Annotated in this window: 17 protein-coding genes and 4 pseudogenes; 13 read left to right on the top strand and 8 right to left on the bottom strand. The window is 39.0% G+C overall.

Annotation, left to right across the window (positions count from 1 at the left end):
* Positions 1-10 precede the first annotated feature (10 nt).
* The 5 genes and pseudogenes from ACFJIZ_RS08160 (at position 11) to ACFJIZ_RS08140 (ending at position 5,402) form a co-directional block, all read left to right on the top strand.
* Positions 11-2,381, top strand: a pseudogene (locus tag ACFJIZ_RS08160) (endonuclease MutS2).
* Positions 2,382-2,431: 50 nt separating this feature from the next.
* Complete coding sequence (locus ACFJIZ_RS08155) at positions 2,432-3,520, top strand: PQQ-dependent sugar dehydrogenase (protein ID WP_379092091.1); 1,089 nt, start codon at positions 2,432-2,434, stop codon at positions 3,518-3,520.
* Between the two features lie 162 nt (positions 3,521-3,682).
* A pseudogene (locus tag ACFJIZ_RS08150) lies at positions 3,683-4,354 on the top strand (CoA transferase subunit A).
* Positions 4,355-4,381: 27 nt separating this feature from the next.
* Positions 4,382-4,738 carry a DUF4260 domain-containing protein gene (locus tag ACFJIZ_RS08145; RefSeq protein WP_379092088.1) on the top strand — a complete coding sequence of 119 codons (357 nt, stop codon included), beginning with the start codon at positions 4,382-4,384 and terminating at the stop codon, positions 4,736-4,738.
* Position 4,739: 1 nt separating this feature from the next.
* On the top strand, positions 4,740-5,402 hold the full coding sequence (locus tag ACFJIZ_RS08140) for a 3-oxoacid CoA-transferase subunit B (protein WP_379092085.1): 663 nt from the start codon (positions 4,740-4,742) through the stop codon (positions 5,400-5,402).
* 73 nt (positions 5,403-5,475) lie between these two features.
* On the opposite strand, the gene ACFJIZ_RS08135 is transcribed toward ACFJIZ_RS08140, so the two are convergent.
* Both ACFJIZ_RS08135 and ACFJIZ_RS08130 read right to left on the bottom strand, forming a co-directional pair.
* Positions 5,476-6,114, bottom strand: a complete 639-nt coding sequence (locus ACFJIZ_RS08135) for a uridine kinase (RefSeq protein WP_379092082.1) — start codon at positions 6,112-6,114, stop codon at positions 5,476-5,478.
* The gene (locus tag ACFJIZ_RS08130) at positions 6,104-7,435 is read right to left on the bottom strand and encodes a LysM peptidoglycan-binding domain-containing protein (protein ID WP_379092079.1); all 1,332 of its coding nucleotides are present in this window, start codon (positions 7,433-7,435) and stop codon (positions 6,104-6,106) included. Before ACFJIZ_RS08130 ends, ACFJIZ_RS08135 begins: the two co-directional genes overlap by 11 nt.
* A gap of 175 nt (positions 7,436-7,610) precedes the next feature.
* On the opposite strand from ACFJIZ_RS08130, the gene ACFJIZ_RS08125 reads away from it, so the two are divergent.
* Positions 7,611-8,090, top strand: coding sequence for a Dps family protein (locus ACFJIZ_RS08125; RefSeq protein WP_379092076.1), 480 nt, complete (start codon positions 7,611-7,613; stop codon positions 8,088-8,090).
* Between the two features lie 360 nt (positions 8,091-8,450).
* Positions 8,451-10,282, top strand: a pseudogene (locus ACFJIZ_RS08120) (UbiD family decarboxylase).
* A gap of 52 nt (positions 10,283-10,334) precedes the next feature.
* Here ACFJIZ_RS08120 and ACFJIZ_RS08115 read toward each other — a convergent pair.
* The 3 genes from ACFJIZ_RS08115 to ACFJIZ_RS08105 are packed head-to-tail and all read right to left on the bottom strand — an operon-like array spanning position 10,335 to position 12,797.
* The gene (locus ACFJIZ_RS08115; RefSeq protein WP_379092073.1) at positions 10,335-10,955 is read right to left on the bottom strand and encodes an OmpP1/FadL family transporter; all 621 of its coding nucleotides are present in this window, start codon (positions 10,953-10,955) and stop codon (positions 10,335-10,337) included.
* 29 nt (positions 10,956-10,984) lie between these two features.
* On the bottom strand, positions 10,985-11,854 hold the full coding sequence (locus tag ACFJIZ_RS08110) for a hypothetical protein (RefSeq protein ID WP_379092070.1): 870 nt from the start codon (positions 11,852-11,854) through the stop codon (positions 10,985-10,987).
* 19 nt (positions 11,855-11,873) lie between these two features.
* Positions 11,874-12,797 carry a hypothetical protein gene (locus ACFJIZ_RS08105; protein ID WP_379092067.1) on the bottom strand — a complete coding sequence of 308 codons (924 nt, stop codon included), beginning with the start codon at positions 12,795-12,797 and terminating at the stop codon, positions 11,874-11,876.
* A gap of 105 nt (positions 12,798-12,902) precedes the next feature.
* Here ACFJIZ_RS08105 and proS point away from each other — a divergent pair, with 105 nt between their 5' ends.
* The 6 genes and pseudogenes from proS to ACFJIZ_RS08075 all read left to right on the top strand — a co-directional run bounded on the left by proS (position 12,903) and on the right by ACFJIZ_RS08075 (position 18,057).
* A complete protein-coding gene (gene proS, locus ACFJIZ_RS08100) occupies positions 12,903-14,375 on the top strand; it encodes a proline--tRNA ligase (RefSeq protein WP_379092064.1) in 1,473 nt (490 codons plus the stop codon).
* Positions 14,376-14,466: 91 nt separating this feature from the next.
* Complete coding sequence (locus ACFJIZ_RS08095; RefSeq protein WP_379092061.1) at positions 14,467-14,814, top strand: hypothetical protein; 348 nt, start codon at positions 14,467-14,469, stop codon at positions 14,812-14,814.
* Positions 14,815-14,818: 4 nt separating this feature from the next.
* The gene (locus ACFJIZ_RS08090) at positions 14,819-15,154 is read left to right on the top strand and encodes a hypothetical protein (RefSeq protein ID WP_379092059.1); all 336 of its coding nucleotides are present in this window, start codon (positions 14,819-14,821) and stop codon (positions 15,152-15,154) included.
* Positions 15,155-15,207: 53 nt separating this feature from the next.
* A pseudogene (locus tag ACFJIZ_RS08085) lies at positions 15,208-16,350 on the top strand (cystathionine gamma-synthase).
* A gap of 185 nt (positions 16,351-16,535) precedes the next feature.
* A complete protein-coding gene (locus ACFJIZ_RS08080; protein WP_379092056.1) occupies positions 16,536-17,390 on the top strand; it encodes a TIGR02757 family protein in 855 nt (284 codons plus the stop codon).
* 163 nt (positions 17,391-17,553) lie between these two features.
* The gene (locus ACFJIZ_RS08075) at positions 17,554-18,057 is read left to right on the top strand and encodes a YdeI/OmpD-associated family protein (RefSeq protein ID WP_379092053.1); all 504 of its coding nucleotides are present in this window, start codon (positions 17,554-17,556) and stop codon (positions 18,055-18,057) included.
* A 151-nt stretch (positions 18,058-18,208) separates the two neighbouring features.
* On the opposite strand, the gene ACFJIZ_RS08070 is transcribed toward ACFJIZ_RS08075, so the two are convergent.
* From ACFJIZ_RS08070 to ACFJIZ_RS08060, 3 genes are all read right to left on the bottom strand, one after another.
* The gene (locus tag ACFJIZ_RS08070; RefSeq protein ID WP_379092050.1) at positions 18,209-18,937 is read right to left on the bottom strand and encodes a polyprenol monophosphomannose synthase; all 729 of its coding nucleotides are present in this window, start codon (positions 18,935-18,937) and stop codon (positions 18,209-18,211) included.
* 130 nt (positions 18,938-19,067) lie between these two features.
* Complete coding sequence (locus ACFJIZ_RS08065; RefSeq protein ID WP_379092047.1) at positions 19,068-20,654, bottom strand: peptide MFS transporter; 1,587 nt, start codon at positions 20,652-20,654, stop codon at positions 19,068-19,070.
* A 71-nt stretch (positions 20,655-20,725) separates the two neighbouring features.
* The gene (locus ACFJIZ_RS08060) at positions 20,726-22,387 is read right to left on the bottom strand and encodes a peptide MFS transporter (protein ID WP_379092044.1); all 1,662 of its coding nucleotides are present in this window, start codon (positions 22,385-22,387) and stop codon (positions 20,726-20,728) included.
* Positions 22,388-22,406: the final 19 nt, after the last annotated feature.

Below are 22,406 nucleotides of genomic sequence, written 5' to 3'. Positions count from 1 at the left end.
CAAATAGTATATGTTATATCCAGAAAATTGCCAAGAGCGGTTGGGTTTTAATGAGGTGAGGCAAATGGTACATCAACATTGTTTAAGTACAATGGGCCAAGCATTGGTCAATAAGATGCAGGTGATGACCAAATATGACCAGATCAATAAATTTCTGCGCCAGACCCACGAGTTTAAAAGTATTTTAGAAAATCAGGAGCCACTACAGATCAGTACTTTTTTCGACATCAAAGTATTAGCAGATAAGATCAGGGTGGAAGGAACCTATCTGATGGAGGAAGAAATCTTCCAGATCTATGCTTCCCTGCAGACTGTATTTTCGGTGATCAGATTTTTTGACGAAAGAAAAGAGATCTATCCGAACCTTGAGGCATTGTTTGAACATTTGCCCATAGAAAGAAACATCCTTAAAAAAATAGAAGGGGTTTTAGATGCCAAAGGGAAACTGAAACCCAATGCTTCGCCAGAACTACAAGAAATTACAGCCGCCATTGCCAAAGGCGAACAGGAAGTTCGCAAAAGAATGGACTCCATCTATAAAATGGCCGTTGGTAAAAATTGGGTGGCCGATGGGAGCTTAACCATTCGCGATGGAAGGATGTGTATCCCGATATTGGCAGAGAACAAAAGAAAACTGAAAGGCTTTATCCATGATGAATCTGCCAGCGGACAAACCGTTTACCTAGAACCGGAAGAAGTTTTTACCCTGAACAATAAACTTCGGGACCTTGAATTTGATAAACGCAGGGAGATCATTAAGATCTTGATTGCCTTGACCAGCGAATTGAGACCTTATACTCCTTTATTGTTATCCTATCATGGGTTTCTGACCAAATTGGATTTTGTAAGGGCAAAAGCATTATTTGCGATTGATATCCAAGCGAATATGCCCGTGCTGTTAAAAGAACCTAAAACAAGGTTAACCAATGCACGCCATCCATTGTTGTTGCTTTCTTTCGCCTTAGAAAAGAAAACAGTAGTGCCTTTAAATATCCATATCAATGAAAATTTGAGGATAGTTTTGGTTTCAGGCCCAAATGCTGGAGGAAAATCTGTTTGTATGAAAACAGTTGGCCTGTTGCAGATGATGTTGCAAACAGGTTTGCTGGTGCCGGTTGATGAAAGCAGTGAGATGGGTATTTTCGACCAGATCTTTGCAGATATTGGCGATGATCAATCGATAGAATCCGATTTGAGTACCTACAGTGCCCATTTGACCAAGATGCGTTATTTTGTGGAACATGCCTCACCAAAAACATTGGTTTTGATAGATGAGTTTGGTACAGGAACCGATCCGCAGTTTGGTGGGCCAATGGCCGAAGCGGTATTGGAAGTATTGAACAATAAAAAAGTTCGTGGAGTAATTACCACCCACTATTCCAACCTAAAATTATTTGCTGGAAATACAGATGGTCTTGAAAATGCATCCATGTTATTTGACAATGCCAAGATGAAACCTTTGTATATTTTGGATATCGGCAAACCCGGAAGTTCTTACGCCTTTGAGATTGCCCAAAATATAGGTCTGCAAAAAGAAGTACTGCAGTTGGCCAAAGAAAAAACAGGTACCAATCAGAATAGCATAGACAGTTTATTGGTTGATCTGGAGAAAGAAAAAAGACAGAATCCACGAAACCAAGATCAATCTGGCCAACCAACAGAACAAGGTTAAAAACCTGGTTGCCGAGAATGAAAAACTGAAACTGTTTTTAGAAGAAAACAAAAAAGTACTGATCAAGGAAGCTAAACTAGAGGCACAGAATATTGTACGTGATGCCAATAAGTTGGTTGAAAATACAATTGCCCAGATCAAAGAAAAACAGGCAGATAAGGTGGTAACCAAAGAATTGAGGCAGAATTTGCAAAAAAGCTTGGCTAAGAACGAAGTGAAAGAAGAGCGCAAGCCTGTGGTGAAGATAGACAATTCGACGATAGAAGTTGGCGATTGGGTGCAATTGGTAAATTCAGAAACAAGTGGTCAGGTATTAGAGATCAATAGAGACAACTTGGTATTGGCCTTGGGCGATCTGCGTTCGGTGGTAAAGAAAAATAGGGTGCAGAAGATCAGTAACCGACAAGCTAAAAAGGTGGTGCAAAGCAACTCTTTTTCTGGCAGGATCTCTGAAGCCATTACCAATTTTAAACCAGAATTGGATCTACGTGGCATGCGTGGAGAGAACGCCTTACAAGAGGTAGAAAATTACCTAGACAAAGCGATTATGTTGGGTTTTCCTTCGGTTAAACTGATCCATGGCAAAGGTGATGGCATTTTAAGGAAACTGATCAGAGATTACCTGAAAAAATTTAAGGAAGTAACCAAGGTTGAAGATGAGCATGCAGATAGAGGAGGAGATGGCATCACCTATGTTTATCTGAACTAAAGTTTAAAACTAAAATACCCTAACGTTGTTTTTATTGAAACGTTAGGGTGATGAAAACAATCTTATTTTTCCTTTTAATCGCAGTTTCATGCTTCAGCTGTAAAAAGAGTAGTTCCGAAAATGAAGAAACTGCAAACTTGCCAGATGTTGAGCTCAAAACAAATGTGCTTGTGGCTAACCTAAGTAATCCTTGGGAAATAGTTTATGGTCCAGATAACTTTATTTGGTTTACTGAAAAAAGCGGAAAAATTAGTCGCTTAAACCCACAAACGGGTACAGTAAGTCCATTATTGACCATTAGCGAAGTTCGTGTAAATGGAGAAGGTGGTTTATTGGGAATGGTACTGCATCCAGATTTTGCAGTCAACCCTTATGTATATGTTGTTTACGATTATGGCACAACTTATAAAGCAAAGGTTGTACGTTTTACCTATGCATCAGGTACTTTGGGCAATCCTCAAGTACTCTTGGATCAAATTCCAGCAGCTTCTATCCATAATGGTTCGCGGTTGTTGATCAATGGTGACAAATTGTTTATTAGCACTGGTGATGCATCTGATACCTTAACTCCGCAAAACAACAGCTCTATTTCTGGTAAAATATTAAGGATTAACCTAGATGGTACAATCCCTGCTGATAATCCAATTCCCAATAGCCCTGTTTGGACCTCAGGACATCGCAATCCACAAGGTTTGGTACTGGTAGGTAATAAACTATTTTCTTCAGAGCACGGCCCGGATTCTGATGATGAGATCAACATCATTCAAAAAGGAAGAAATTATGGCTGGCCAAATGTAAAAGGCTTTTGCAATGAAACCAACGAACAAGCTTTTTGTACCCAAAATAATATCGTAGAACCCCTGATCAATTGGACACCTACCATTGCGCCAAGTGGTCTAACTTATTACAATTCAAATTATATTCCACAGTTTAAAAACTCATTGTTACTGGCTGTTTTAAAGGGGTCAAAACTAATGCAGTTAAAATTAGATGATACACAATCGAAGATTATGGGTACAAAAGATTTCTATGTGAATGGTTTTGGCAGGTTGAGAGCTGTTTGTCAATCGCCAGAAGGAAAGATCTATATCTGTACCAGCAATGGTAGTAACGATAAAATCATTGAAATCACAAAATAAGCTTTTGAGTTTTTATTTTAACAAATTCCTATAAAAGTAGTCTTTAAACATTTTTAAAGGCTATTTCTGCGCTGGCTTAGTGTAAGATCTACATTATCATTGTTCAAAAATCGATTTGGAAGCGGTGCAATAACTTTATAATTTAGCCCTAAAACAGAGTATATGATCAATAAAGTTGTAGCCGGTGCAGACGAGGCTATTAAAGATATCAACGATGGACAGACCTTGATGCTGGGTGGTTTTGGCTTATGTGGTATTCCAGAAAATTGTATTGCAGCCCTGGTTAAAAAGGGGGTAAAGGATTTAACTTGTATTGCGAACAATGCAGGGGTAGACGATTTTGGAATTGGCCTGATGCTACAAACACGTCAGGTAAAAAAGATCATCTTCTTACGTAGGAGAAAATGCGGAGTTTGAGCGTCAGTTATTAAGTGGCGAATTGGAAGTAGAACTGATCCTCAAGGAACTTTGGCTACCCGTTGTTTGGCCGCTGGTTACGGTATGCCAGCTATTTTTACACCAGCAGGCGTAGGTACCGAAGTAGCAGAAGGAAAAGAAGTCCGCAATTTTAACGGAAAAGACTACTTGATGGAATATGCCTTTGATGCGGATTTTGCTTTGGTAAAAGCTTGGAAAGGCGATACAGCGGGCAACTTGATCTTCCGTTCTACCAGTAGAAATTTTAATCCGGTAATGGCAATGGCAGGTAAAACTACGATAGCCGAGGTAGAAGAATTGGTAGAAGCTGGAGCATTAGACCCAGAATCAGATCCATACCCCAGGGGTGTATGTGCATCGCATATTTCAGGGAAAAGCTTACGAGAAAAGAATTGAACAAAGAACGGTAAGAAGCAAAGCCTAATGAAAACAACAATTGCAATAGAAGAAGTTGCCATGTTTTTACTGGCACTTTTTGGTTTTTGTTACCTGCCATTTTCATGGTGGGTCTTTCCTGCGCTATTGCTCGCCCCTCATCTAAGTATGGTGGGTTACTTCATCAATCCTAAGCTTGGAGCTATCTTATACAATATCGTACATCACAAGGCCCTTGCTATTGTAATTTTCATTTTGGGATTTTATTTATCCTCATCAACACTTCAACTTACTGGTATCATCCTATTTGCACATTCCAGCATGGATAGGGCACTAGGTTATGGTCTAAAATATTTTAATGCCTTTAACCATACACATTTGGGCATTATTGGAAAAAATAAATAACATGGCATTATCAAAAGAAGGATCGCCAAACGGATTCTCAAAAGAAATAAAAGATGGTTACTACGTAAATCTTGGAATAGGTATTCCAACATTGGTAGCCAATTACATTCCCGAAGGGATAAATGTAGTTTTACAATCAGAAAATGGTTTATTGGGTATGGGGCCTTTCCCTTTTGAAGGGGAGGAAGATCCTTATCTGATCAATGCAGGCAAACAGACCATTACTACTTTACCCGGTTCTTCTATATTCGACTCGGCAATGAGTTTTGGAATGATCAGGGCGCAAAAAATAGACCTGACCATTTTAGGGGCGATGGAAGTTTCTGAAAACGGTGACATCGCCAACTGGAAAATCCCAGGTAAAATGGTTAAAGGAATGGGAGGAGCCATGGATTTGGTAGCTTCAGCCAAAAACATCATTGTAGCTATGCAACATGTAAACAAGGCTGGCGAAAGTAAATTGTTGCCTTCTTGTACGTTGCCATTAACAGGTGTAAACTGTATCAAAAAGATCGTGACCGAGTTGGCAGTATTGGATGTGTTGCCAGAAGGAGGTTTTAAATTGATTGAGAGAGCACCTGGTGTAAGTGTAGACTTTATCAGAAATGCAACATTAGGCAAACTCTTTGCCGATGACGATGTGCCTGAAATGGTGATCGATTAAAAAATAGCATTGAATGAAAAAGGTCGGAAAATGTTTTCTGACCTTTTTTTATATGCAATGCAAAGACTTAATACTATTTGCAGAATTTGGCTTTTAATTCTTCAGTAATTTCCTCTGTAATCCTGATGATATCATCAGGAGTATCGTTATTGTTCACCACGATCTTATCGCAACTTTCTCTATAAGGTAATAAGAACTCTTTATAGGCTGGTACTACATGGTTGGTCCATTTGTATAAAACATCGTCTTCAGGATAACCACGCTCCATTCCATCACGTTTGATCCGACGTTGCAGCGCTACATCTTCATCTGCTTCAATAAAAAGACGAAGATTTAACAATTCTGCGATTTCCTTAAAGTGTAAGATAAAAAGTCCTTCCACAATGATAATTGGTGCAGGATTGATCTCTAAAATCTTTACAACTGCTAAAGGATTATTGAAATTGTATTCTTTTTTATAAACTACATCACCCTTGATGAGCTTTTTGATATCAATCAAAAACTGTTCGTCATCTATGGTTGATGGAAGGTCGAAATTATATAATTTGTTTTCTTCCTGTGTCATTTCCCCAGCGGGGATATAATAGTCATCTTGAGATAAAAGAGTTACCTCATCGTTTTTAAAATGGTGTAAAAAACTATTCAAAAAAAAAGTTTTGCCAGAACCACTTCCACCAGCAATACCAATAATTAATGGACTTTTATTGTTCATTCTCTAGAGCGCCGTAACTTATATTACAAAAAAATCGTTTATCTAAAGCACCAACAGCATCTGCTACTGCTTTTGTAATTACAATGATAACATCTTTTGTGGTTTCATTCTCTGTAAATTTACCAACAACCTTTGCAAAAGTTGATCTATTGGTCATAGGGTTGGTAATTTTGATAATGGTTCCAACTGGAACAGTACGGTGTAAGACCAGCATTTTTGTTGGATCCAGGTCTTGATCAGCAATCCAAACTGCAGTTCCTTTTTCTTCGATCTGGCTTAAACCATATCTGCTTGCAGGAAGTTTTAAGGCAGGGTTTTTCATTGTAGAGGTGCCCTCTTCAGTGTCTTCTTCTTCTGTTGCAGCTGTAGTACTTGGTTTGGCGTTTTTGATGATTAATTTCTGCCCAACCGTTAGGTCGTTACTGGTTAGGTTATTTGCGGTCTTGATCTGATAGGTGGTCGAATTGTATTTTTTAGCAATAGAATAGATGGTTTCGCTCGCTACTACGACGTGTTCAATGCTGCCCTCATTATTTGTAGGTTCAGGAGTAGTAACACTGGCTGCTGGTTTTTCTGCAGCTATTTTTTTGCTGATTTTTGGAGCAGGTTGTTCTACCGGTTTTTCTGCTGGTACCTCAGCCGCTTCTCCATTTGCAGAAGGAATCATTAAAACCTGACCAATCTGTAGATTATTGGAAGAAAGTCCATTTAACCGTTTGATTTCGTCTATTGTGGTATTGTACTTTTGGGCCAAAAGGTTAAGGTTCTCTTTGGCTTTGATGGTATGCTCAATGGTACTTGTATTGTCGCTTGTAGAGGCTGTAGTTGCTTTATATACGGCACTTGGTGCAGTCTCCGTTGGTGTTTCGGCCACTTGCCCTGAAGAAGGGATTTTTAAAACTTGACCAATCCGCAAATTGATAGATGATAGATTGTTCGCTTTCTTGATGTCGTTTACAGTAGTACCATACTTTTCTGCCAACATGTTCAGGTTATCTTTGGCAATAACGGTATGCTCAACGATATTACCTGCAATTGCTTTACTTGGTGTAGCAACAGCAGTAGTAAAAGGAATATTGGTCGGTATTTTTAAGGTTACACCAATCTGTAAAAACTTGCTGTCGTTAAATTCCATCACGTCTTTATAGTTAACGTTGTACTTTTTAGCGATGGAGTAATAGGTTTCCTTAGCTTCAACCTGATAAATGATAACCTTTTTTCCCTTGTTGTTTTCTACACCTATAGAATCTATGGTGCTGTTGGCATAGGTTGAGATATTGATGAACAAGCTTGCCAGAAGGATGATATATATTTTATGCATTAAATTCTTGAGATATTTGGAAACACAATTATACGAATAATATATTTTACGGAAAATATGTATGTAAAACGATATTATGACATATGTATTGTTCTAAAGTTCTATTTTAGAAAAACCATTTGGAACATCGTTTGTTCTTTACATAGAATTTAAAAAACCATCAAAATTAATTATCATGGACGCAAAAGAAATCAGTCTAAGTGAAAAAAAAGTAAAGCCAATTGTTGACATGTTGAACGACTACCTGGCAAATTATCATATCCACTATCAAAAATTAAGAGGTTGCCATTGGAACATTAAAGGGCAGAACTTTTTTACATTACACATCAAGTTTGAAGAATTATATACCAATGCCCAACTGACCATTGATGAAATTGCAGAGCGTGTGTTGACATTGGGTAAACCACCACATAGCCGATTTGCAGATTACATCAAAGAATCTAAAATCAAAGAAATTGATACAATTGGAATGAGTGATCTGACCATGGTTGATGCAGTGTTAGATGATATGGCGAAATTGATTGAAATGGAGCGCGAATTATTGGACGCTACTGATGAAGCTGGTGATGATGGCTCTAACGATATGGTTAATCGCTTTATGCAGTTCAAAGAAAAAACCACCTGGATGTTGCGCTCATTCGCAGGTAAAAAATAGAATATTTGTTTAACGGAAGACCCTCACTCAAAAGGTGGGGATTTTTTTGTTTAATGAGTTCATGTTAGTCGAGATTTGTAATCCGGACCAACCTATTGTAAATGTCAGTCTGAGTTTATCGAAGACCTATATAAAAAATGCTTCGACAGGCTCAGCATGACAATTCTCCAAATGATTGGAATTACAAACTGAGACCAACCTATTATAAATGTCAGTCTGAGCTTGTCGAAGACCCGCATAAAAAATGATTCGACAGGCTCAGCATCACAATTCTATAAATAATTGTGATTTTTCCATAAACAGCCCTGACTGAAAACTTCTAACCGAGAACTGTTAACTCTATTTCTTACTTTTGTGCCAATGGGATATAAAAACTTGGCAGCATGTGTGGCCGACCTTGAAAAACATGGTCATTTAGTTCGTATTAAAGAAGAAGTAGATCCATATCTAGAAATGGCAGCTATCCATTTGCGTGTCTATGAAAACCAAGGCCCGGCATTGTTGTTCGAAAACGTTAAGGGAAGCAAGTTTCAAGCAGTATCGAACCTCTTCGGAACATTAGAAAGATCTAAATTTATGTTCCGTGATAGTTTGGCCAAGGTAGAACAATTAGTCGCATTGCGTTCAGACCCAATTAAAGCCCTAAAAAATCCAATTAAATATGCGGGTACAGCTTTAACTGCACTATCAGCTTTGCCTTTAAAGCAATCGTTGTTCAAAAGCACATTCGAAAAAACAACAATCAGTAGTTTGCCTCAAATTGTTAATTGGCCAATGGATGGAGGTCCGTTTATTACCATGCCACAGGTTTTTACTGAAGATATTGATCGTCCGGGAGTGATGAATGGTAATTTGGGCATGTATCGGATACAGTTGGCTGGTAATGAATATGTCAACGATAAAGAAATTGGCCTGCATTACCAGATCCACAGGGGGATAGGCGTACACCAAACCAAAGCCAATGCTAAGGGCCAGCCTTTAAAAGTAAGTATTTTTGTTGGTGGACCACCATCTCATCCTTTAGCTGCAGTAATGCCCCTGCCAGAGGGACTGTCTGAGCTTACCTTTGCCGGTGCTCTGGGTAATCGAAGGTTTCGATATTTTTATGACGAAGAAGGATTTACGATTTCAGCAGATGCTGATTTTGTAATCACTGGGACCGTTTATCCGCAAGACAATAAACCAGAAGGTCCGTTTGGGATCACTTAGGCTATTACAGTTTAACCCATCCCTTTCCTTTAATGAAAGTACACAATGTATATCATAAAAAAGATGCCATTTGGTCGTTTACGGTAGTGGGTCGACCACCACAGGAAGATACCAGCTTTGGAGCACTTATTCACGAGATTACTGGTGCTGCAATCCCTCAAGAAATTTCAGGTTTAAAAGAGGTAAATGCAGTTGACGCAGCAGGTGTGCATCCTTTATTGTTTGCCATTGGAAGCGAAAGATATACCCCTTATTTAAAAGAGCGTAAACCGCAAGAAATTTTAACGATCGCCAACCACATTTTGGGTAAAAACCAGTTGAGTTTGGCCAAATACCTATTTATTGCGGCAAGAGAAGATGATGAAAACTTAAGCACGAATAACATAGCTCCATTTTTTCAGCACATATTGGAAAGGATAGACCTGAGCAGCGACCTACATTTTTATACCAATACCACCATTGATACTTTAGATTATTCGGGCGATGGTTTAAATACAGGTTCGAAAGTGGTTTTTGCAGCAGCTGGTGAAAAAAGAAGAACATTGATGCAGAATCTGCCTGATGGTTTCAAACTTTCAACTGAGTTTAGCCAAATAAAAATCGCTATTCCTGGTGTGTTGGCCATTCAAGCTAATCCTTATATAGATGCCACAAAAGCAGCACAAGAAATAGAAAACTTAAAGCACCAATTGAAAGATTGGGATTTAGCCACCCTGCCTTTGATGGTGGTTTGCGATGATGCTGTATTTACAGCCGCAAATATCAACAACTTGGTTTGGGTAACCTTTACCAGAAGTAATCCAGCAGCAGACATCAATGGGGTAGGAGATTTTATGGTAAACAAACATTGGGGCTGTAAAGGTCCACTGATCATTGATGCACGTAAAAAACCACATCATGCACCTGAGTTGATCAAAGACGAAATAGTAGAACGCAAGATTGATCGTTTTTGGGAAAAGGGTGGGGCATTACACGGAATTTAGTAACAAAAAAAGGCCAGATATCTATCTGGCCTTTTTTGTTTGATTATTTTTCTTAAAATCTTATTCCAAAAGTTAAGAATACATTGTTTTTGGTAAGTTTAGTATCAGCAATAGGCTCTGATTTATCTGCCAAAGTATAAGGGGTAGAAGTGTTGTTTACTTCAACTCTTTGGTAAGCCAAATCTAAATAGTAGTTGCTTACGCGATAGCCAATACCTCCACTATACATTTTTGTATCCAAAAGATCTGCATCACCAGTTTTATAAGGGCTGCCATTTACTCCATAACCTGCTCTTAAGCTCACCGTATTGATTTTATACTCGGCACCAACCCTATAGTTGACCGCACTTTTATAATTATCCTTAACGTTTCTATTGTTGTTATTGATGGTAGTCATATCATTCACACCGTTAAAACCTTCATTAGCTGAGAACCTGATGCTGCTATAATCCACAAAATCTACATCAGCAGAAATCAATGCTTGTCCGGCAATGATATAACTTGCGCCCAATGAACCTTTTAGTGGAGTACGTAAATTATAGGTAAAATCATAAGTTTTGCTATCAGATCTGCCTCTAGCCGTGCCTCTATTATCTAAACCCTCTGTATAAGTGTCGTCAATTACAAACCAAGTTGGTGTTTGTAAAGTCAAGCCCAATCTAAAATTACCCACCGGTCTAAAGATTACACCTAATCTTCCATTTACTCCAGATCCTTAGTCTGTTGATTTTGAGTGAAAGCCAACTTATAATTGGTATTGTTGCCCGTTAGGTTGCCATTTGCATCAAACTCTCTAGCTTTTCCACTTTCTTCATAAATAGCATCGCTATTGTATCTGATGTCGACCAAATTGATGCTGGCACCAATGTATACCTGGTTTGAAATATTTGCAGCCCCAGAAAAATTGAATTCTGATGTAGAGCCAGTTCTAACCTCGTTTTTACGTTGGATATTACCTTGACTTGCTTGCGCAAAAGTTTCAGGGAAATATGTTCCGGTAGCTCCATCATAACTGATCAGGTAATTATCGTAAGCCATGCGTTCTAGGCTGCCTTCTACCAAGGTATTTGGAACCTGGTTACCTGCAATCTGAGCAAAGTAATCCGCTATCGATGTTGAATTGTTGAGGCCACCATAAGTTATTTCTGAACTAAAATCGTTGTTTCTGTTATAACCTAATCCAAATACAGTGCTAATTAGACCTCTTTTAACATCCTGACCTTTTTGCTTGTAGGTAGGGGCATAAAAAACAATGCCAAGCTGATTAAGATTCAGTTGATTTTTAGTTGAATTTGTGTTTTGTCCAAGGTAAAGCGAATTAGCTCCTGTTTGGTTAAATTCAGGAGTTAAACTAAATTCAGATTTAGTAAACAGACCCAAACCAGCAGGGTTACCGCCTAACGAACTCATGTCACCACCAACGCCTATTTGGGCATTGCCAAGTCCTTTAAATCGAGCTGAACTTCCGTAATTTGTCTGAGAAAACCTCAAGGCATCGCTCGCATATTGAGCGTAAGTATTACTGGTGGTAGCTACCATAGCTACCACTAATATGGTTAAAATTCTTTTCATGTGTTTTTGCTAATTTAGATTATCTACCGCCTCTTGTTGGTCTACCGCCGCCACCGCCGCCGCTTTCACCTCTGCTACCGCCACCGCTACTTGATGGAGGTGGAGTGTTTTGCACTGGAGGAGGAGTGTAGACTGGTCTAGAAGGTGGAGGAGAATCATTGCCACGACTTGGTCTAGATTGGGTTTCTGTACCACGACTTGGTCTAGCATCGCTGGTTGGTCTGGTTGTATTGCCTGTTCCGTTGGTTGGGTTATACATTTCTGCCCTGCTTCTGGTACCTGTATTCGCATTGCCATTGGCACCATTGTTAGCTCTTGAAGGTGTACCACCAATATAAGATCCGTTAGCTCTACCAACCCCGTTTTCGCTACCTCTAACTGGTCTAGGGTTGTTGTTGCGATTTCTAACTACATAACCGCCGCCATAATATCCACCACCATAATAACCACCACCGTAGTAGCCGCCACCATAGTAAGGATAGTTGTAAGAATATGGTCCCCAGAAATTGCTATAGTAAGGTGCACCATAAAAACCCCAGTTAAAATATGGGTTAGACCAATTGTTGTAATAACTACCAAAATAACTGCCCAAGCCTATGCCAAAGCCAAAACTATAGGGACTGTAAAAGTTGTTGTAACCATAGTAGTCGTAATAATTATTGAAGTACGATCTCCATGGACTTGCATAATAAAATCTGTCTATACGAGAAGAGTAATCCATATCGTAATAAGGATCGCTTTTGCCATAATAGCTGTCGCCAACAGAATCCGTTTGTGCATATTGTTGTTGTGGTGCCTGCGCTATATATTCCTTAGCTTGGGCAGTAGAGTTATACACATCGTCCTGAATAGCGTTGTTCTGCGCCATCCTAGGGGCGGAGCAAGAGGCAACAAACAAAGCTGTTACCGCTAGCAAACTGGTGAATAATTGATTAGGTTTCATGATATGTGTGTTTTGTTTGTGTGTGCAATTAAATTGTAGCTATAAATTTATAGCTTTGTAAACGATATTACAACAAATTTAACACAAAAAACGTTCCAAACAGTTATGAGCAAAGGTATTACAAGCAAAAATGAGGATTATTCGCAGTGGTATAACGATATTGTTATAAAAGCCGACCTTGCAGAGCATTCGTCTGTGAAGGGCTGTATGGTAATTAAGCCATATGGTTACTCCATTTGGGAGAAAATCCAAGCGGTTTTAGACCAAAAATTCAAAGATACAGGTCACAGCAATGCTTATTTTCCTTTGTTCATCCCCAAGTCATATTTTTCTAAAGAAGCGGCACACGTAGAAGGTTTTGCGACAGAATGTGCTGTGGTAACCCATTATCGTCTAAAAAATGACGGGAATGGCAACATCGTGGTAGACGAAACTGCCAAATTAGAAGAAGAATTGATTGTTCGTCCTACTTCAGAAACCATCATTTGGAATACCTATAGGGGTTGGATAGAATCTTATCGTGATCTGCCTTTATTGATCAACCAATGGGCAAACGTAGTGCGTTGGGAAATGAGAACGAGGTTGTTTTTACGTACCACAGAGTTTTTATGGCAAGAGGGGCATACAGCCCATGCTACTTCTCAAGAAGCGATCGAAGAGACCGAAAGAATGTTAGACGTTTATGCAGATTTTGCCGAAAATTGGATGGCAGTTCCAGTGGTTAAAGGAAAGAAAACACCTACAGAACGTTTTGCTGGTGCTTTAGATACCTATTGTATTGAAGCATTGATGCAGGATGGTAAAGCGTTACAAGCGGGTACTTCGCACTTTTTGGGACAGAATTTTGCCAAGGCCTTTGATGTGAAATTTACCAGTAAAGAAGGTAAACAAGAACATGTTTGGGCAACTTCTTGGGGCGTATCAACCCGTTTAATGGGTGCCTTGATCATGTCGCATAGCGATGATGCCGGTTTGGTTTTACCTCCAAAATTAGCGCCAATCCAAGTAGTGATTGTACCGATTTATAAAGGTGAGGAAGACTTGGCTAAAATCTCAACTTTTGTAGCAGAATTGACACCGAAATTGAAAGGCTTAGGCATTTCAGTAAAATATGATGATAGAGACAGTCAACGTCCTGGATTTAAGTTTGCTGAGTACGAACTCAAAGGAGTGCCAATCCGTTTAGCCATTGGTGGCAGGGATATGGAAAATGGAACTGTTGAGTTGGCAAGGAGAGACACCAAAGAGAAATCTACCGTACCACAAGAAGGTCTGGATATCTACATTGCAAACTTGTTGAACGAAATCCAAGAGAACATTTACAATAAGGCTTATCAATTTAGAGAAGAGCACATTACCGAGGCTAATTCTTACGAAGAATTTAAAGCATTGTTAGATGGTAAAACAGGCTTTATTTCTGCCCATTGGGATGGAACCGCTGAAACGGAAAAACTGATCAAAGAGGAGACCAAGGCAACCATCAGATGTATTCCTTTAAACAATAAACAAGAAGATGGTGTTTGTATGGTTACAGGCAAACCATCTACACAAAGGGTGCTTTTTGCCAGAGCTTACTAAAATCTGTGTATAGAGATGTGAGATTTGAGACTTTACATAGGCTCATAGCAAGTTCTCAAATCTCATATCCCAGGTCTCATATCAAAAAAATATGCAAGAAGATAACTATAAAGAAATACTGAGCAAATTAGAAAGTAAGGCCTCTTTAAAACAGGCAATTTACCGCAGTACGGCCGAAGTTTTTGGTTTAACCAAAACCATTCTTTCTAAAATAGCGGGAAAACTGCATGCAGATTATACGCAAAAAGACCCTTCGGTAGAAGTCAACTATCAAGAGAACAATCAATTTGAAGCACAATTGAAATTCTCTGGCGATATGCTGATGATTTCCATGCATAGCAATATCTTTAATTTTGATGAAGGGCATTCTATCTTTCAGACTAGTTATGTAAAAGCTGATACCTACCTTGAGCTATTGTGGCGTGATTTATGTACATAACTTTTTGGCAGATTCTATAAAGTACAATCGTTTGGCCGACGAGGGTTCGTTGATTGCCCGCATTTTAGTGAACAAAGAAAACCACTTTATGGTTGAAGGTGATGGCGCACTGGGATTTTTGTATGAAGATTTTGGCGCAAATATCATCAACGAAGAAAACCTGACCAATATTTTAAAGAAGTCGATTCTTTTGTGCTTGGATACCGATTTGGTATTGCCACCATTTGCGCAGATCAAAGACGTAACCTTACACCAAAAACAATCCATAGTAGCGGCAAGTGGGTACCCAACAGGCAAACGTTTGGGCTATCAATTTAAAGCAGAATTAGAAAATAAATGAAGTTGAAAGTTTAACATTAGCTTCACATATTCACATCTCAATACCCATATCATATGAAATTTGCAACAAAAGCGATTCATGCTGGTCAAGAGCCAGATCCAACAACTGGTGCCGTAATGACACCGATTCTATCAAACCTCAACCTACTGGCAAAAATCGCCAGGAGAACATAAAGGTTATGAATATTCAAGAGGCACAAACCCTACACGTAAGGCCTTGGAAGATTGTTTGGCAGCTTTAGAGAATTGTAAGTATGGTCTTGCTTTTAGTAGCGGAATGGGGGCAACCGATGCAGTTTTGAGGTTGTTGAAGCCTGGCGATGAAGTCATCACAGGAAATGACCTTTACGGTGGTTCTTACCGTATCTTTACAAAAGTATATGAAAAATATGGGTCAAATTCCACTTTTTGGATTCTGTCGAGCCCAGAAAATATCATTCCCTACATCAATGAAAATACCAAATTGGTTTGGATAGAAACACCTACCAACCCAACCATGCGTATCATCGATATTGAAGGGGTGGCCAAAATCACCAAAGAAAAGAAGATTCTTTTAACTGTCGACAATACATTTGCTTCTCCATATCTGCAAAACCCGATTGATCTAGGCGCAGACATCGTAATGCATTCGGTAACCAAATACATAGGAGGTCACTCTGATGTGGTAATGGGTGCTTTGTTAACCAACAGCGAAGCTTTATACAAAGACCTGTTCTTTGTATATAATGCTTGTGGGGCTACACCTGGTCCGCAAGATTCGTTCTTGGTGTTAAGAGGATCAAAACCTTGCACTTGAGAATGAAAGCACATTGCGAAAACGGTGAAAAAGTGGCTCATTATTTAAAGAAACATCCAAAAATCGATAAGATCTACTGGCCAGGATTTGAAGACCATCCTAACCATGATATTGCTAAAAAACAGATGCGTGGCTTTGGAGGCATGGTTTCCATTACCTTAAAAGATGCGGATCTACAAGAAACTTTTAGAGTTGCCTCTCGATTTAAGGTTTTCTCTTTGGCCGAATCATTAGGAGGAGTGGAGTCTTTGGTTAACCATCCAACTACAATGACACATGGTTCGATTCCGAAAGCCGAGCGAGAAAAAGTTGGTGTAACCGATAACCTATTGCGTTTAAGTGTAGGTGTTGAAGATATCGACGATCTATTGGCCGATCTGGAACAAGCGCTAGCAGATTAATCGTGTAACTGTTTAAATCGGTTAATTGATCGGTTGTTTAGATTTCACCACATCAATGTCATGTTGAGCCTGTCGAAACATTAACTTAACAAAGTCTTCGACAAGCTTAGACTGATAAATAAAAATTTAAACAGCTTGAGCGTATGGCAAACGATTAACCAATTTGTACAATTAACCAATAAAATATGCATTTTACAGATTTAAAGGATTTTTTGGACGCTAAAGTGGCGCAATATAACCAACCCGGTTTTATAACCAATGATCCCATCTGTATCCCGCACCAATATACATTGAAACAAGACATCGAAATTGCTGCATTTTTTGCAGCAATTTTAGCTTGGGGGCAACGTAAAACCATTATCAATAAATGTAATGAGTTGTTTTTAAGGATGAATAACCAACCTTATCAGTTTATGCTTAACCATAGTGATAATGACCTGAAGGGCTTGCTAGGTTTTAAACACCGTACATTTAACGATACCGATCTATTGTACTTTGTCTCTTTTTTCAACTACCATTATTCGAGGTCAAATAGTTTAGAAACGGCTTTTTTACCTCCACAAACTTTCAATGCGGCTTACTTGCCTGAGTTTGATGAACCCGATATAGAACTTTCTTCTTCTGCTTGTATGTTGGGCGAGGTTAAGGTGGAGGGTTTTACGGCAGAAAAAGCCTTGAACCATTTTAGGTCCTATTTTTTTGGACTTCCCGATTTTCCCAGACGAACCATTAAACATATTTCTTCCCCTTTACAAAAATCGACTTGTAAACGACTGAATATGTTTTTGAGATGGATGGTAAGGAAAGATGATTGCGGAGTAGATTTTGGAGTTTGGAATACCATCCCGATGTCGGCATTGGTTTGCCCTTGCGATGTACACGTGGATCGTGTGGCCAGAAAATTAAAAATGATCAATCGTAAACAAACAGATTGGCTAACCGCGGTAGAACTCACCGATAAATTGAAAGCTTTTGATCCTAACGACCCTGTAAAGTACGATTTTGCGCTGTTTGGTTTGGGGATTGAGGAGAAGTTTTAAAGGTTGGAATAGGAAACAGATAGGGTAGCTCATAAACAATTGAATTGGCTATAAAATTTCTGAAAAACGAGGTTAGCAATGCTTGGGTTCGTGTGGACACCAACCAAGGAGGTTTTTATCCTTTATCTTTGTTCCTTTATCTTTCTTCTATTATCTTTAAAATATGATTCACCTTAAAGCTGAAATAGAAAGATTTGAAACCAACGGCGAAAAAACGGGTTGGACTTATATTTTTATTCCGAATGCCATTGCCGATCAGATCAAACCCGGCGAGAGAAGAAGTATACGGGTTAAGGGAACCATAGATCAGGTAGAAATCAGTGGTATAGGTTTAATGCCAATGGGGCAGGGAGATTTTATCATGGCACTCAATAAAGAACTGCGCAAAAAACTCAGGAAAGAGGCGGGCGCAAAGGTTGAGTTGAACCTGAGCTTTGATGCCGATTTTAAGATCGAAATGCCTGATGATCTAGAAATCTGCCTGGCAGACGAAGAGGTATTGCTGAAACAATTCCTGTCGATGCCAAAATCGCACCAAAACTATTTCATCAATTGGCTAAACACCGCTAAAACAGAAGTAACAAGAACCAAAAGACTGGTGATGATCGTCAATGCCATGGCTAAAAAATATGACTTCGGGCAAATGGTTAGAGCAGCTAGGGCTTAGTCTTTAAATCGGGAATACATAGTCTTGAGTCGATAGTCTTTAGTCTTTAGTCTTGAGTAGGGGTTTGGAGTATATTGTCTTGAGTCTCTTGAGGAGGCAAAATTGATAAGAGTTGACTCTAGACTTACTACTGTCGACTCGGCACTAAAAACTAACGACTATAAGTACGGAACCAACTATTGATCTTCATTTGGATCACCCCTAAAAATGCTTCCCTAAAAATACGGGTACTCATTTTAGAAGTTCCTTCTGTGCGGTCTGTAAAAATGATAGGCACTTCAACTACGTTAAAACCATATTTAATGGCCGTAAATTTCATTTCGATCTGAAAGGCATAACCTACAAATTTGATCTTATGCATTGGAATGGTTTCCAGCACCAGTCTGCGGTAACATTTAAAACCTGCAGTTGCATCTTGGATGTCGATTCTGGTGATCAGGCGCACATACATAGAGGCGAAATAAGACATCAATACCCTGCCCATAGGCCAATTTACTACATTCACCCCTTTAACATACCTAGAGCCAATGGCCACATCTGCTCCATTTACACAGGCATCGCGTAATTTCAACAGGTCTTCTGGATTATGTGAAAAATCGGCATCCATCTCAAAAATGTATTCATAGTTTCTGGATAAGGCCCATTTAAAACCATGGATATAGGCTGTTCCGAGGCCCAGCTTGCCCTTGCGTTCTTCTAAGTGTAATTGTTTAGGGAATTCTAATTGCAGTGCTTTAACGATGTCCGCTGTGCCGTCAGGAGAACCATCATCTATGATCAGTAGGTCGAAAGTATAATTTAAAGAGAAAACTTTACGTATGATCTTCTCAATGTTCTCTTTCTCGTTATAAGTAGGGATAATGACTAAGCTATCTGACACAGGTTTGTTATGTTAATGGACCATCACCATGGCTTGTGTCCATTGGATACGGATAAACAAAATTAGGTATTAAAAACCAAAAGCCCGAAATTTCTTTGCGGGCTTTTGGTTAAATGATGTTAAATTTTTATTAATGAACTCCGTTCATCCATTTACGTAATAATGGGTTGAGTAAGAATAAAAGTAATCCTGCTACAACTGGAATAATGGTGAATATTAAAAAGAAAGTAGAGATAGAATATTCAGTGCTTATTTTGTCGATTAAACCACCAGTTTTTCCAGCCAACCAATTTCCAATAGCTGTACACGTAAACCAAACGCCAAACATTAGTCCAACCAATTTAGCTGGTGCCAATTTACTCACGTATGATAAACCTACAGGAGAAACACAAAGTTCGCCAACAGTATGGAAGAAATAAGCGAAAATTAACCAAAACATACTCACTTGTGCCACTGATGCACCTGCAGCAATATCACGTCCGCCATATGCCAGGCCTGCAAAACCTAAACCGACAAAAATCAATCCTAAGCCAAATTTAACTGGTCCACTTGGGTTAAATTTAGTTTCCCACAGTTTAGAGAAAAACGGAGCCAAAGAAACGATGAAGAAGGAGTTTAAAATACCAAACCAAGAGGCAGGAACTTCAGTACTAACTGCAGTGAATTCTTTTTGCACTTTCCAAATGGCCAAACCCCAAATAATAATAAAGCTTAAAGTTGTAAAAATAATGGTTGCAGGATATTTTTTGAAGATTTTTTGGGCTAGTCCAAAAAGTACTACAGAAACTGCCAAGAGCGGGAAAATAGTTAAAGCTGCATCTGCCCATCTAAAAATGGTACCAGTGCTACCTTCTAAATTTCTTAACGTATAATCTTTCGCAAAGATGGTCATCGATCCACCAGCTTGTTCAAAAACCATCCAAAAGAAAATGGTAAAGATTGATAATACAAAAATCACCAATAAACGTTCGTTAACCACCTTTTTAGGCAATTCCTCTACTTTGTTTTCAACTTTTTTAGTTACGGTGTTTAGTGCCGATCCAATTACACCAAATATTTTTTGTCCAAAATAGAACTGTAACATGCCAAAGAACATAAAGATACCAGCCAGACCAAAGCCCCAATGCCAGCCAATTTTTTCTCCAACATAACCACACATCAAAATACCCAAAAATGCACCAGAGTTGATACCCATATAGAAGATTGTATAAGCGGCATCTTTTTTATCACTAATAGCTGGGTATAATTGTCCAACCATTGAAGAGATATTTGGTTTGAATAAACCATTTCCAGCCATCATCAAAACAAGGCCTAGATAAAAGAAATTTGCATTTAGTCCTTCCATTGCCATCGCTGCATGGCCAAGTGTCATGATCAATGCGCCCAAAATAACCGCTTTTCGGTATCCAGTTAACTTATCAGCAATTAAACCACCGATAATTGGCGTTAGATAAACTAAACCAGTATACCATGCATATAAGCTTAAAGCTTCTGGTCTTGTCCATGCCCAACCACCTTTACTAGCTTCACTCACTAAAAAGAGCACCAATAAGGCCCTCATTCCATAATAGCTAAACCTTTCCCACATTTCTGTGAAGAACAATACAAATAGCCCTACAGGATGATTGATAAGTTTGTCGGTTGCTACACCACTATTTTCTAGGTGTAGGTCTAAGACCTGGTCTTGGCCTAGGTTAGAAGAAGTTTCTATTGCCATATTTTTAGTTTCGAGTTTTGTGTGTTTAGTTTAAATTGCAAATTAAGTAAGTTTATTTATATTCTTTGTAACTATTTTATCCCCTTCTCTCTCATAATGCCATTTAGCCATTTTAAGAGTACGAAACCGATAACGGCCGAGCACATCAATAAAGTGAAGTTTACCCAGAAGAAGTTCGATTTATCACTATAAGTGTCCCATAAGGTAGATAGTACACCTGAAAGTTTATTGCCGATTGAGGTGGCCAAAAACCAGCCACCCATCATCAATGAAGTGATCCTGGTAGGACTTAGTTTAGAAACCAATGAAAGACCCATCGGACTTAAGAACAATTCCCCAATTGTAATGATCCCATAACTTGCCATTAACCATAATACCGAAACCTTTTCAGAGCCATTGCTGCCAGCATAAACAGCGGCTACCATTACCAGCACAGACACTGCAGATATCAATAGACCGAAAATGATTTTTGTAGCAGTGCTCGGTTCTTTTTCTCGGCGTCTTAGCCAGCTAAAAAAGGCGACTACTAAAGGTGTAAGTAAAATTACCCAGGCTGGGTTGATGGACTGGCTCAAGTTGGTTGCCCAAAGTTCTACTTTTCCACCTTCTTGAGGTAGTTTGGCAGCAGGCACATTTTTGAAATAGGTAGGATAATTGAACTCTTTTAACACAACTCCATCTTGTTTCTGCAAACGGAATGCATTGTCGTACAATGCGATGCTGTCTTTTTGATAGGTTACATTTTGCGATAGACTTAGGCCAGAGAAAGTGTTTTTTGCTACCGGATTGGTCAATTCTCTATCTGTATAACGATCGGCCCAAGTGGTTAGGGCAGTTCCGTTTTGTTTAAATACTGCCCAAAATAAAATTACCACCGCAAAAATGGTGAGTAGGGCAGCAATAGGTCGTTTTTCTTCTTTATTGGCCTTGAAGAACAAGGTACTGTAGAAATAGATGACTGGTAAACAGGCAAAAATAAAGGCATCGGTAGAGGTAGAACCTACCAATGGATGTCCCAATAACTTACTTGGCAACACCCAACCAATTACCCCAGCAATTACAGAGGGCAAAAGGATCAATAAGATGATTTTCAAAAATGGCATATCATCTTTGGTTACTCCTTTTTTTACATCAAAGGCCCGGTAATGTTTCAGGCCACTGATAAATACCACCACACCGATAAACATACCGATACCTGCAGCAAAAAAGGCATATTCCCAACCCAGCATGATATACAGCGCGGCACCAAAGAAGTTACAGATAAAGGCACCTACGTTGATCCCCATATAGAAGATGTTGTAACCATCGTCCTTTTTCTCCTCATGTTCTGGTGTAGAGTAGATGTTGCCCAGTAGGGTAGAGATATTGGGTTTAAAAAATCCATTACCTAAAATAACCAAGGTCATGGCCACATATAACATGGTTAAACTATGTATACCCATTAGACAGTAACCAACGCCCATCATGATCCCACCAATAATGATTGATTTGGCATAACCTAAATAACGGTCGGCAATTAAGCCACCCAAAAAAGGGGTCAAGAACACCAAAGCGATAAATGTACCGTATAGATCGGCCGATTCTGCTTCCGTCATTGCAAATCCAGACTTTACATCTTTAAGGTAAAGGGTAAAGATTCCGATCATCAGGTAGTAACCGAAACGTTCCCACATTTCTGATAAAAAAAGAAATTTTAATCCTTTAGGATGCTTAGTAGAGATTGATTTTGACATATTTTTTGGCTTCAAACAA

The sequence above is a fragment of the Pedobacter sp. UC225_65 genome (assembly GCF_042698365.1).
Taxonomy (GTDB): domain Bacteria; phylum Bacteroidota; class Bacteroidia; order Sphingobacteriales; family Sphingobacteriaceae; genus Pedobacter.
Note: the sequence above shows the minus strand (reverse complement) of the source record. Positions and strands in the feature narration are given on the sequence as shown.

Bases quoted from the DNA above. Each gene is read 5' to 3' on its own strand.
- ACFJIZ_RS08155 (WP_379092091.1), top strand. From the start codon at position 2,432: ATGAAAACAATCTTATTTTTCCTTTTAATCGCAGTTTCATGCTTCAGC.
- ACFJIZ_RS08145 (WP_379092088.1), top strand. From the start codon at position 4,382: ATGAAAACAACAATTGCAATAGAAGAAGTTGCCATGTTTTTACTGGCA.
- ACFJIZ_RS08140 (WP_379092085.1), top strand. From the start codon at position 4,740: ATGGCATTATCAAAAGAAGGATCGCCAAACGGATTCTCAAAAGAAATA.
- ACFJIZ_RS08135 (WP_379092082.1), bottom strand. From the start codon at position 6,114: ATGAACAATAAAAGTCCATTAATTATTGGTATTGCTGGTGGAAGTGGT.
- ACFJIZ_RS08130 (WP_379092079.1), bottom strand. From the start codon at position 7,435: ATGCATAAAATATATATCATCCTTCTGGCAAGCTTGTTCATCAATATC.
- ACFJIZ_RS08125 (WP_379092076.1), top strand. From the start codon at position 7,611: ATGGACGCAAAAGAAATCAGTCTAAGTGAAAAAAAAGTAAAGCCAATT.
- ACFJIZ_RS08110 (WP_379092070.1), bottom strand. From the start codon at position 11,854: ATGAAAAGAATTTTAACCATATTAGTGGTAGCTATGGTAGCTACCACC.
- ACFJIZ_RS08105 (WP_379092067.1), bottom strand. From the start codon at position 12,797: ATGAAACCTAATCAATTATTCACCAGTTTGCTAGCGGTAACAGCTTTG.
- proS (WP_379092064.1), top strand. From the start codon at position 12,903: ATGAGCAAAGGTATTACAAGCAAAAATGAGGATTATTCGCAGTGGTAT.
- ACFJIZ_RS08095 (WP_379092061.1), top strand. From the start codon at position 14,467: ATGCAAGAAGATAACTATAAAGAAATACTGAGCAAATTAGAAAGTAAG.
- ACFJIZ_RS08080 (WP_379092056.1), top strand. From the start codon at position 16,536: ATGCATTTTACAGATTTAAAGGATTTTTTGGACGCTAAAGTGGCGCAA.
- ACFJIZ_RS08075 (WP_379092053.1), top strand. From the start codon at position 17,554: ATGATTCACCTTAAAGCTGAAATAGAAAGATTTGAAACCAACGGCGAA.
- ACFJIZ_RS08065 (WP_379092047.1), bottom strand. From the start codon at position 20,654: ATGGCAATAGAAACTTCTTCTAACCTAGGCCAAGACCAGGTCTTAGAC.
- ACFJIZ_RS08060 (WP_379092044.1), bottom strand. From the start codon at position 22,387: ATGTCAAAATCAATCTCTACTAAGCATCCTAAAGGATTAAAATTTCTT.